We start from the raw sequence: 12,126 nt of genomic DNA, 5'->3' as shown, positions 1-12,126 counted from the left end.
AATATCATTTTTTGATTCAATACGTTAGTAAATCTCTTAACCAGAGTTCAGGTTAGATAAGAAAAAGCAGATGGTTCACAACAATGATTCTCACTCAAATTCAAATGTGTGACTTATTTAATAAACGTATTTGCAAACGTATTTGAAAAGATGTCATGCGAGCTGGTGAAATTTTAACGAGAGCCAGAATTGTTCAGCATAAAATTGGCACCCCAGTGATGTTTGAAATCATCGCTCACACCCGCTAGTCATTGCTCGAATGGATTACTCTCGTAAATTGAAAATATAATGATTATTTATTTCCTTCACGCAAGCATTCGGTGCCGCATCTTGGCACCCGTGCTTATAACAGGTTGGTACATAAATGGGTAAGCTCGATTGGTCTTGATAGTAGCCTGTATGGCATACACTCTAAGCGTAGAACCAAAGTGTCTCTTCTTCTTTATAAGCGAGATAAAAATTTACGCGCCATACTGTTGTTGCTGGGTCATAAGAAAATTGAAAGTGCGGTTCGCTATCTGGGTATTGATGTGCAGGATGCGCTTGAGTTTGCTGAAAATCTTGATATTTGAGTTTCACTTTTATAGTTAAAATACTACACTATAATGCATACTAAGCTATTAAATTATAATGTTCTGTACAAATAAGAAACACTTATGCGTAAAAACCTGCCAGTTACTGATCGAGAGAAAACTTTCGGAAGTACAACTAAACTCATTTCAGTGACTGATACTAAAGGAACTATTCTTGAATGTAATGATGCTTTTGTTGAAGTCAGTGGCTTTGAAAAGCACGAGTTGATTGGCCAGCCTCATAATATGGTCAGGCATCCGGACATGCCACCAGAGGCATTTAAAAAGATGTGGCACTATTTGAAATCCGGTAAGCCTTGGATGGGTCTTGTGAAAAACCGCTGTAAAAATGGCGACTATTATTGGGTGGATGCGTATGTGACGCCTGTAACACAGAACGGCAGAATAATAGGCTATGAATCAGTTCGCTCCTGCCCCTCAAGTCAGGACGTGGAGCGGGCGTCTAAACTTTATAGTGATATCAATGCAGGAAAAAGTAGTCGCTCTACTTTACCCATATCGCTTGAGAATGCTTTCTTGGTATTATCGATAGCCCTGTGTGTTGGGTTATTGGGTTTTGGTTTCAAAGAAATTTCGGAGGGTGTACTACTAGCCTCAGTGATCATTTTTGCTATTTGGGTATCATTAAGCAGAAAGAAAACTCTTAATGCGCTGAATGATATGCTTGGTCATTCATTTTCAGATGAACTGGCAGTAAAAAGTTATACCGATGAAACTGATGATTTAGGCAAGCTTAAAGTTGCAATTTTAAGTCAGTTTGCGCATTTAGGAACAGTGATTACCCGCATCGAAAGTGCCGCTCTTGTTGTTGCCAAGGAATCGGAGAAAGGCGCAGAATTAACAGATAAAACCAGAAAAGACATTGAAAGTCAGCAAGCAGAAACCATTCAGGTGGCTACTGCTATGAATGAAATGTCGACTACTATTGCCGAAGTATCTAAGCATGTCAGTGATACCGCTACGCAGGCAGACACTGCTAACAACCTTGCAGTAAAAGGCACTAATGTGGCGAATATTACCCGCGACTCTATTCAAAAGCTAAAACATACAGTAGAGCAAATTGGTAGTTCTGTGCGCGGTGTGTCAGAGCAAACCTCACATATCGCCAGTGCCGCGCAAATAATTGAACAGATTGCAGATCAAACTAACTTACTTGCCTTAAATGCTGCTATTGAGGCTGCTCGTGCAGGTGAGCAAGGGCGAGGCTTTGCAGTGGTTGCAGATGAGGTAAGAAATCTTGCCCTGCGAACTCAAGAATCCACTAAAGAAATCTATGGTATCGTCACCGAATTAACGCAACGTGCAGGTGATGCTGTGAACGTCGCTGATGCTGGCGCGACTGATGCAGAAGATGGTCTTTCTCATGTGATTGAGAGTGGTAAAATGTTGAGTGGTATTTCTGAGTCTGTTGGTCAAATTGCTTCTATGTCTACTCAAATGGCTGCCGCAGTTGAAGAACAAGCTCATGTTGCTGAGGATATAAACCGGCAGATAGTGAACATTTCAACGCTTGCCGATATGAGCTCTGAAAGCTCGATGAAATTATCAGAAACCATTATTTATCTTAATAAAATAGCTGATGAACTACATGAGCTGGTTGTTCGGTTTAAACGATAAATTCATAAATACGGTCATAGTGTTTAAGAATATCTTTCTAAAGCACTATTGGTAATTTACGACTGAGTAAAACACTACTGGAGAGACTTTTGAGTGCACCTGATTATCCTGCTGATGAAGCCGTTCGTTTACTCGCATTAAAACGCACAGCGTTACTGGACTCGCCTGCTGAAGAGCGCTTTGATCGTATCACTCGACTGGCGGCTTTAATTTTTAATGTCCAAACGTGCTTAATTTCGCTGGTCGATGCTGACAGGCAGTGGTTTAAATCTAAGGTAGGGCTTGATGCTTGTCAGACTGACCGTGATATTTCTTTTTGCGGATATGCAATATTGCACCCGGATATTTTTATCGTTACTGACGCAACAAAGGATGACCGCTTCTCTGCTAACCCGCTTGTGACCGAGGAGCCGCGTATACGTTTTTATGCAGGAGCGCCAGTTTGCGAGCCAGGTGGGCAACCTATTGGCACATTATGCCTTATAGATCCACAGCCTCGTGACTTGACGATAAGCGAAAAGCGAGTATTACGTGAGTTAGCTGACATGGTTGAGCATGAGATTGCCAGACTAGATCAGGAAACGCTCCAACAAAAACTGTCAGCTGGCATGACAAGAACGGCATCAATAATGGCAACGTTGCCAGATATAGTTTTTGTCATTGACCGAAACTTTCGTTTTTCAGTGTGTAACGACCATCCTGATTTGCTTAAGCCTCAACATGAAATTTTAGGGCAGAAAATCCTTGATGTATTGCCTAATGAGTTAGGTCATCAACTGATGGATAATGTTAAACAGGCTTTTGAGAACGGCAATGTCATTCATCACAACTACACCTTTAAAAAATTGAATAAATCCTTTGAAGCGCGATACAAGAAAATTGATGAAAATGAAGTTCTGATTATTATTCGCAATACTACTGAGCAAACCGCTGCACACTCTGCCATCAGACGTCTTTCGGAAGTTGCCAGGCAAACAACGAATGGCGTAGTGATAACGGATATACGTGGTTTTGTTGTCTGGATAAATGAGGCGTTTAATAACATCACTGGTTATAGCATCGAAGATATGCTGGATAAAAAGCCAGGTGAACTATTGCAGGGAGCCGACACTGACCCCGAAATTGTTGACGAAATGAGAGAGGCCCTGTCTTTACAGCAGAGTTTCAATGTTGACGTACTCAATTACTCAAAAGAGCAGAAACCATATTGGGCGAGAATAGCTTGTAATCCGCTGCTCAATGAAGAAGGCGAGCTTAGTGGCTATATTGCAATCCAGACCGATATCACGAGAGAGAAGCGGGATGAAGAGCTCATTCACAATAGTGAGAACTTACTTAAGGCGGTGATTGATGCCAATACTATTGGCACATGGCGTCTTAATTTACAAAATGGCGAGTTAGTTACTAATGACAAATGGGCGTCATTGTTGGGCTACGAATTTTCTGAACTACTGCCAACTACCAGAGAAACCTGGGAACGACTGACCCATCCTGATGATTTAGCCTATTGTGCTGTACAAATCGAAAAACATGCAGCCGGTCTTATTCCGATATACGAAGCCAATATTCGAATGAAACATAAAAATGGCGAATGGGTATGGATAAACACCAGAGGGCGAGTGTCCGCAAGGACAAATGATGGTAACGCTGAGTGGATGCTGGGTACGCACTTCGATATTAATGACCAAATACAGGCCGAAAGCTCACTCAACGAAAAATCAAAACAGATGGAAGCTGTTGTCGAGAGCTTACTTGATGGCATTATTACCATTGATAGCAAGGGTAAGGTACTTACATTTAATCAAGCTGCAAATGAAATTTTTGGTTATTCTGATGAAGAAATTATAGGCAGAAATATCAGTATGCTTATGGGCTCACCGCATCGTGAACATCACGATATCTACTTATCAAATTATATTAACCGTGGTATCAGCGACATTACCGATCGTATTCGTGAACTTGATGCATTGCACAAAAATGGTACAACATTTCCTATTGAGCTGGGTGTTGTTGAAGTAAAAATGGCTGGTGAAACTAATTTCATTGGAATCGTGCGGGACATCACTCAGCGTAAAAAGCGTGAGCAAGAAATACATCAGTTAGCATTTTATGACCCACTCACATTACTACCAAATCGACGGTTGTTATTAGACCGATTACAGGGGGCAATGACACATTGTTCACGCGCCAACAATTTTGCGGCTTTAATGTTTCTTGATTTAGATAACTTCAAAAATCTTAACGACAGTGCTGGTCACAATAAAGGCGATTTATTGTTATGCCGAGTCGCTGAACGATTGGTTAGTTCAGTTAGGCAGGGTGATACGGTGTCACGGTTAGGGGGGGATGAGTTTGTTGTCGTAGTATCAGACTTAAGTAATGATAAAGAAACGGCTGCTAATCAGGCTGAATCACTTGCGCAAAAAATCATGGCTCACTTAGCACAGGAATATGACTTAGAGGGTTTAACTTGCAATAGCTCCGCAAGCATCGGGGTAACACTGTTTAATAGCACAAGCGTCCCAACAGAGGACCTATTAAAACAAGCCGACATGGCAATGTATAAGGCTAAAGAGGCTGGTCGCAATACCGTGCAATTTTTTGATCCCAAGATGCAGGTTGCAGTTAGCTCAAAAGCGACCTTGATCCACGACTTGTATAACGCAATACAGCAAAGACAATTTACTCTTTTCTATCAAAAGCAGATTGACCAGCATGGGCGGGTTGTTGGTGTCGAAGCGCTGTTACGCTGGCTTCATCCAGAAAAAGGGATGATTTCACCGGCACAATTTATCCCTCTAACAGAAGAAACAGGCCTTATTGTGCCTATTGGGGATTGGATATTACAACAGGCGTGTGAGACTTTAGTCAATTGGGCTAAACAACCTGTTACGAAAAATCTGAGCGTTGCGGTTAATATTAGCGTGGTTCAATTTAGCAAAGATAACTTTGTTCAGAAAGTGATCAACTCATTGAGAAGTTCAGGCGCTAATCCTCAACTGCTAAAGTTAGAAATAACAGAGTCACTCTTGGCTAATAATATTCCAGATGTTAAAGCTAAGATGCGAGAATTGCAGCAATGCGGTGTTACGTTTTCTATTGATGATTTTGGTACTGGTTATTCATCTTTATCATATTTGAAACAGTTGCCTATAAACCAGTTAAAAATAGATCAGAGTTTTGTCCGGGACATCATTAACAGTATCAATGACAAGGCGATTGCTCAGGCTGTTATAACATTAGCTAGCTCCATGGGTCTGCAAGTCATCGCTGAGGGCGTCGAGACAGAGGATCAGCGAGCATTGTTACATAGAATGGGCTGCAATACTTATCAGGGATACCTTTTTGGAAAGCCATGCAGACTTGAAGAGCTAAAATTATAAGTGTGGTACATGAGTGCAATTATGTGGCAATGATTAGCGTTTTATGTCCCAGTTTTTATGATTAATATAAGAAAGTAATTATTAACGTATGCTTTTTGAGCAGTGCCGGCCTTTGGTGCATATGACCTGAAAGCCTGTTTTTCGCTCAAAGCCATCTTTAGAGTAATTAAGTTAACTTATTGTGGGGCAAAGGTGAGTTATATTGATAAATCGTCGATGGACAGAAATGAGCTAGCGACTTTGCTAAATTAGTAATTCATAAATTACTTTATGTATTGAAAAATCGCTTAATTCACCGTCTATTTTCGATTGCTCAGCTCACTATTTAACGTATCTATATCTGAGACATTTTCTGATAGTGTTCAGGATACCCCGTGATTTCGAATAGTAACCTTAAACCTTCTCTAAACGCCCCATAATCAAACTCTAATTGGCTATAAATACACCGCAACAAAATCAATAGGTTACGAGGTGGTTATGAAATATTTAGTTACCACTCAAATCTCTCGTTTCTATCAATATCACGTTCTATTTCTCTTTCGTATTCACTAGCAATGAAATTTTTCCATTTAACCTCTTTATCAGTGGCCCAGGCAGATATTTCGTTGTTATCGGAGTTTATTAATGATTGAAATAAAGGTAATCGTGATTCAAGTATTTTCGCTCTTGAGCCCGTCCATCCGTTAGGGCTGAGATTTGATAAATATTCGTCAAGGACCTTAGTTGGTTCAGGGCAACTTTTTAATAGTCCAATTGCTAGTGGAGTCCACTCTATTGATTTTTCATCAGACTGATACGGCTTAATTATTGATGCGAGCATAGGGTAACTATCTTTTCCATTATTTTTACACCAAACTAACGTGCTTTTCGTATCGACTTTAGAAAACGGGCTTACTTTCTTATCAAATCTGCCTTTTACAGCATTTCTTATCTGACACTCTACTTCAGTCCCTTCACCAATAAAAACTTCAAGAGCCAATATGGGATGTAACTGGATCATTGTAGACATAAATTCAGGAAAATCGTATCTGCCTATTATATGATCTAAAATTTTAGACTTCATTTCTTTGAGTATGGTTAATGCGTGCTCTTTATTTTCATTTTCTGAAAAACAAACGTTTGCTATCTGAGTTAGATTATAATCATTACCATCAAAGTTGTTTGCTCCTGAATATTTTAGCGACGCTAAAAGTGAAGCTGATTTATTTTTTAATAGGTCTGATACTGTATAGCTTTTATTTTGCTCAAGGCCATGAAAACGCATAGATAGTATATCTATGGCGACTACTTGCCCATTATCTTGTTGCCAAATTAAATCTAATATTTCACATAGCTGATAGTCAGCTATTGGCTCATGTCTGCGACCTGAAGCTAAGTTTCTATACATCCAAATTGGAGATGCATTTTCCTTTAGAGCCCTAATAATACGGCTAATAGCTTCTGAATCAATTGTATAGCTCAGCTGAACCCAAACAAAATATTGTTTAAGTGATGGGTGAATTAAAAGACTGTCTAAGAAAGTATTAGTCAGCTTGATATTATATTTTGAGAGGTAATTTATTTGCCCACATAAAAAATCGAGATTACGCTCTTTTTCAGAAAGTTTTTCCAGTGCCGTTATTGTTTTAGATAAAAGCTCATCGTTATTTTTACATGCTTCAGCATATCCTTTACCAAATTCAAATAAGTTAGAGCTTGTTTCTTGATATGAGAGAAGTTTAGCTAGAATATTGTCTAATTCTTTCGGTGCAGTGGTAGCCAACTTGGTGCCTAATTCAATAGAATATTCCTGTCCTTTCTTATATCCACGTTCAATTACTTTACCATCCTCATCTATTTCTTCTAAATCATAGAACTTCCATTTATCCGCTAGAACATACATATTTATATCGTCCATAAGCGATTTAGGGGATAACTTTTCAGTGATTGAATTTAGTCTTTGAATTTCTTCCTTATCTGAATCTTTACAATCAAATCTTAATATTGAATAAATGGCTTCATAGCCATCACTCCACATTCCTGATTTGCTGATACTCGTGCAGGTTTCCTCAATTAAGGATCTGAGGTCGCTAATTCGCCATAGGCTTCGTAAATTTTTGCTAAGTACGGTTTTGGCACCTGATGAAACTTGAGGGCCACCAGCTATTAACTTAGCGGTGTAGTCAATGAATACTCCATACCAGTTTTTAACATCTTGATTTGTTCTTGGCCTGTAACCGAAGTCTCTGGGATTCGCACCAAAATCAAAGCTGTGGCTAGACGAAAAATGCCAGGCTTCAAGAGATGAGCATAAAAGCTCTAAGGCGAGATCTACATTACTTTGGATTTCGCTTTCAATTAGGTCATTGATAATGTTTAGCCGCTGCTCTTTAGTTGCATGAGTCCCTGATAGGTAAAGTTGAAACAATGACTTTAAAATATCTCTGATGGAATTGTTATTTTCTCCCTTATTCTCAGATAGTGCGAATTGGCATAGCAATTTTGTGCATTGATCAAAATACTGTTTCTCATATGCAATTGACCTAATAAGCCTCGTAATTTCCGTAAATTGTTTATTATTCCTAGTACAAAACTCAGGCTGTTTAGCTAATGTTTCAATGTGTACTAAAACTTCTTTAGTTGAAATGGGGGCTATATTATTAATCAATATCCAAGCTAGCTTATTCTTACCTTGAGCATATAGATGGTGCACCAAACCGTTGTCACTTAACCAGTTGCTAACGATTTCTTTTGCTTCATCACATTGAGGTAAATAACCTAGTCGCCTCGAAAATGATTTTAATAGCCTTTCATCTGTAGCTTCACTAAAGTTACTTAAAATTATAGCTGAGCTCATATTTTCTAGAGCATATTTAGCTAGCCTATTAGCTATCGGATGAGGTAATACTGCCATCCATTTGCTCCGTTGCTGAACTAAATTTCGTCGCTTTAGTTCTATAGCGGCTTGATAAACGTTTTTAGCGGGGATTTCAGACAAGTTACTAATGAAGGTTACATCTTCACTATAGGGTTTATCACTGTTAATTTGAAAAGAATAAACTAATGATAAAGCTTGGGCGGTCTTTTCAAGTGACTTATCTTGGTCATGTCGCTGATAAAATAACCTCTTAAAAAGCTCTTCATCTTTTAAACTAGAAATATTTTCATCTTTTTCAATCGTTTCTGCTAGGGCAATCGCTATTCTTGAGTTTCCACCAGAAAATTCACTAATAGTTCGTGAGTTTTGTTGTCCTAAATTACGATACCTAGAGTTTAATATTTTCTCAATTAGTTCAATAGAAGATGGTTCAAGGGAAAACACATCTGTTTGTTCAGGTTGATCTTCTCTAATATCATACTCAATGGTTAATAAATTAACTTTACTGGTATCACTAGTGCATAGGGAGGTTAATGTCCTATGTAATTCAGGGGGGCAATTATCGACTATTAATTGCGCATCTTTACCTTCTGAAACTAGTTTTTCGGCTAAAACCCTAGGAGTCGGTGATGGGCCGTTAGCTATATCTGTATAAAATATGCTTTCTGTAGATATTAGATTTTCACCTATGCGTGTATCGAATAATGCTTGGGCAAACCTAGTTTTCCCAACTCCAGAAAGGCCAATTAATCGAATTGAAGAATTATTTTGGAGTAGTTTTTGGCGTAAATAATTTATACCCTCAACACCATTTAAGCCTCCACTATTTTGTGATGATGAGTCAATTAGTCTAACTTTATCGTCTACTAAATATTCTTCCGATATGCCTGAAGGGCATTTTGCCCAGTTATCATATCCTTCCCATGAATTAACATTACTAGCAAATCTCGACGTTAGCCAAATCTCGTGATTATCTCTTTTTTTTTGAGTGACGAATCCTTTGACCTGTATGTAAATGTCGTCCTCTTTATTTACAGGCTTACAAATATTTTCATGGCTAGCTTCTATTGGTATTGCTCTAACACCATCTAAGCCAGGGTCTGCACTATCCTGTTTGACAACATTTATTACACCATACATGCTCTCTGTTTCTGTTAACACTAGGTGCCTAATAATCCTGCTTGACACCCATTCCCTGTACCAAGTATTCAGCTCTCTGAGGTAGGGGTCATTGCGGCTTAATGATGCCGCTGCAATAGATGGTTTCAACAATGCTAAACCTCGCATCATTACACGAGGAATTAGTTGGTTTCCTAATGAAGAGATGTCTGAACCTAAATGTGGGGTAGCTAAAAAGGCCACACCGGAAACTCTCCGTAAAAATTCCTGCGCAGCAGCCCTTGTTATCTGATCATTTGCAATTCTAAGGATTTGCTTGGTAATTAGGCCTCCAAGGCTGTGGCATACAAATATTATTTCACCTTCGGACAACTCTGGGATTTTTAATATATGTTCGAGAATATTCGTTGCATGGTCGGGAATTCCCATACCGCTATTGTTAAACTTGAACTTTGGAGCTGAGTATTCGATGGACCAGATGTTGAGTGCATCAGAATCTTCTAGTAGCCATAATGGCCATGATTTCCCCTTGGAATCTCGCTCTAGCCAAGTATTATCTGCATCTCCGCCCAGGCCATGGATAAACAATACATGGATATTTTTTAGCTTGGCTGGATCTGAGCGTAGTTTTATTTCTGACATTCTTTTTCTTCTAAATTAGTTTACTTAGATAATTTGTAGTTAACCCATGATTAAATTTAGGATTGGCAGAATCATGGATTAATACCATGCGAAGGTATTGGTTTACCTAATATCAGCTTCATGATAAAAATCAAACTATTACAGACACCACTTCCCCTAATTAACAGCACAATACTCAACAAGCCAATTCAGCTGAGGTGTATGAGAAAGCTAAACACATAACAGCTTATTGAACACCATTTTGGTGGTTTATAACGCACCAAAATGGTGTATATTACATACCATGATAATTTCACCAATAATTACCCTTGTAAACAAGTAATTAAAACAGCTAGAAATTAAGCATGTTATTTTGCCCCAAAACGGCGGTTAATAATGTTATTGGACAAAATTAGATTTCTACTCAAAGCACAGGAATAAATTTAACTTTTTCAGTGTCCGGTTATCGCTCGAAGCGGCCCGTCAACATTCCAGTTTGTAAATCGTCTTGGGGCATAAATGAGTTGCGGGAATGTCCGCTTTATAGAATTGAGCTGATAGCACATGATTACAGTAAGTGTCTCTTGATCGCTCTTAGCTGCCTATAAGATAAAGTCCTAGTTTATTCATCGAAACTTTTAGGCCAAATATGAGCGACTAAATATTGAAGTCGAAATTTAACTCTGCTGAACATTGTTTAAAGTATTACTTTATTCATTATTTATAAAAATATGTAATAATAGCCATAGCTTAATTTTTAAAGCTATGGCCTCGCAGGGAGGCCAGCTCCCACTGGCGAGCCAAATAGTTTACCCTGAATTATCAAACTAAGTTTTTCCAATAAATATACTCGATATAAAGTGCGTGGGCTTTGTGTTGAAGTATTTCTATTGGTGAAATAATGTCGCTATCAAACGACGAACTTCTTTCGAACATTAAACGTCAAGCAAAACGTCTCTCTAAAAATACTAATGTTCCATTGAGACAAGCTCAATCTCATTTAGCTATGTGTGTCTACCAATGTGATGATTGGGTTCACTTGAGAGATTCACTAAATTCTGACCTATTTGATAACCAGTTATTGCTGCTGGCTTCACTTCAGCCAAATTCTGATATTTTCTTGTACAAATTACTTGATGCCCATATGAACAATATTGTGCGTAACCTTAACAATACATTGAACACCAACTGTGTGGATGTAAAAATAGAAGAGATAATAATTAAAGCTTTTGGTATTGAACCTTCTGATTTCATGAGAAAAATAAAATAACATTTGTATAAATTAAAATATAGAAAAAATGGCTCTTCGATTAGAAAAGTTAGTGACTATAAACATAACACGAACTCAACTTATTTCACTTTTATACAAACTCTTTGGGCTTGATGACGAATCAAAGTATATTATTAAAGTTGATGAGTTAAAATTATGCTGGGAGCCATATTTTAAGACACAGACAAATAACCACTTTGTTTTATTTTCAGATATTCAAGTGAATAGCACCCCATTTAGATTGATTGCCACCAAATTTAAATTAGATGAGTTGTCAGCTTATTCTTTGAGTAACAAGGCAAAAACTAAAGTTAATCGAGCCGAGTACACATCTTGTAAAAATACAGAATGTCATCTCGACTGGCTCTTAAACTGTACGGATTTTTTAACAGATATAGGTAACAATAATCCAGATTTACTACCCATTCCATTTCAAATTGAGGGTGAAGAATATACTGTATTCGGCTTTCCGCTCAGTCCTACTATTTCAATTAAAAGTGTTGTAGCTTCGCCTGAAGTGAACTTCTTGGTAAAAAATACAAATGAAAAACAGAGATTTATCATAAATTTTGGATTGCAAAAGCTAACTTTAGAGTATTTAGTGGTAGATGATGTGCATATTCTCTCCAGCTTTGATCACCCAATTGCATTAACTTTGATCGCTTA

General features: G+C 38.2%; 6 protein-coding genes. 5 read left to right on the top strand and 1 reads right to left on the bottom strand.

What is annotated here, in order from left to right:
- Window positions 1-428 precede the first annotated feature (428 nt).
- The 3 genes from QMA00_RS17785 to QMA00_RS17775 all read left to right on the top strand — a co-directional run bounded on the left by QMA00_RS17785 (window position 429) and on the right by QMA00_RS17775 (window position 5,593).
- Window positions 429-572, top strand: a complete 144-nt coding sequence (locus QMA00_RS17785; RefSeq protein WP_175610043.1) for a hypothetical protein — start codon at window positions 429-431, stop codon at window positions 570-572.
- 84 nt (window positions 573-656) lie between these two features.
- Window positions 657-2,210 (top strand): PAS domain-containing methyl-accepting chemotaxis protein, encoded by a 1,554-nt coding sequence (locus QMA00_RS17780; RefSeq protein ID WP_076922127.1) that lies wholly within the window; start codon window positions 657-659, stop codon window positions 2,208-2,210.
- An 89-nt stretch (window positions 2,211-2,299) separates the two neighbouring features.
- Window positions 2,300-5,593, top strand: coding sequence for an EAL domain-containing protein (locus QMA00_RS17775; RefSeq protein ID WP_076922128.1), 3,294 nt, complete (start codon window positions 2,300-2,302; stop codon window positions 5,591-5,593).
- Window positions 5,594-6,083: 490 nt separating this feature from the next.
- Here QMA00_RS17775 and QMA00_RS17770 read toward each other — a convergent pair whose 3' ends face one another.
- Window positions 6,084-10,211: an alpha/beta hydrolase gene (locus QMA00_RS17770; RefSeq protein WP_076922129.1), complete on the bottom strand. Its 4,128-nt coding sequence runs from the start codon at window positions 10,209-10,211 to the stop codon at window positions 6,084-6,086.
- Between the two features lie 880 nt (window positions 10,212-11,091).
- Between QMA00_RS17770 and QMA00_RS17765 the strand changes: the two genes are divergently transcribed.
- Both QMA00_RS17765 and QMA00_RS17760 read left to right on the top strand, forming a co-directional pair.
- Window positions 11,092-11,460 carry a hypothetical protein gene (locus tag QMA00_RS17765; RefSeq protein ID WP_076922130.1) on the top strand — a complete coding sequence of 123 codons (369 nt, stop codon included), beginning with the start codon at window positions 11,092-11,094 and terminating at the stop codon, window positions 11,458-11,460.
- A gap of 28 nt (window positions 11,461-11,488) precedes the next feature.
- The coding region (locus QMA00_RS17760; RefSeq protein WP_290158283.1) for a hypothetical protein at window positions 11,489-12,126 on the top strand (638 nt) is incomplete at its 3' end.

It is taken from the genome of Pseudoalteromonas sp. APC 3694 (assembly GCF_030407565.1).
GTDB classification, from domain to species: Bacteria; Pseudomonadota; Gammaproteobacteria; order Enterobacterales; family Alteromonadaceae; genus Pseudoalteromonas; species Pseudoalteromonas tetraodonis.
This window is presented reverse-complemented; position numbering and strand designations above follow the sequence as displayed.

What these genes read in the sequence shown, in the direction of transcription:
- QMA00_RS17770 (WP_076922129.1), bottom strand. Translation starts at nt 10,211, where the DNA reads ATGTCAGAAATAAAACTACGCTCAGATCCAGCCAAGCTAAAAAATATC.
- QMA00_RS17765 (WP_076922130.1), top strand. Translation starts at nt 11,092, where the DNA reads ATGTCGCTATCAAACGACGAACTTCTTTCGAACATTAAACGTCAAGCA.
- QMA00_RS17780 (WP_076922127.1), top strand. Translation starts at nt 657, where the DNA reads ATGCGTAAAAACCTGCCAGTTACTGATCGAGAGAAAACTTTCGGAAGT.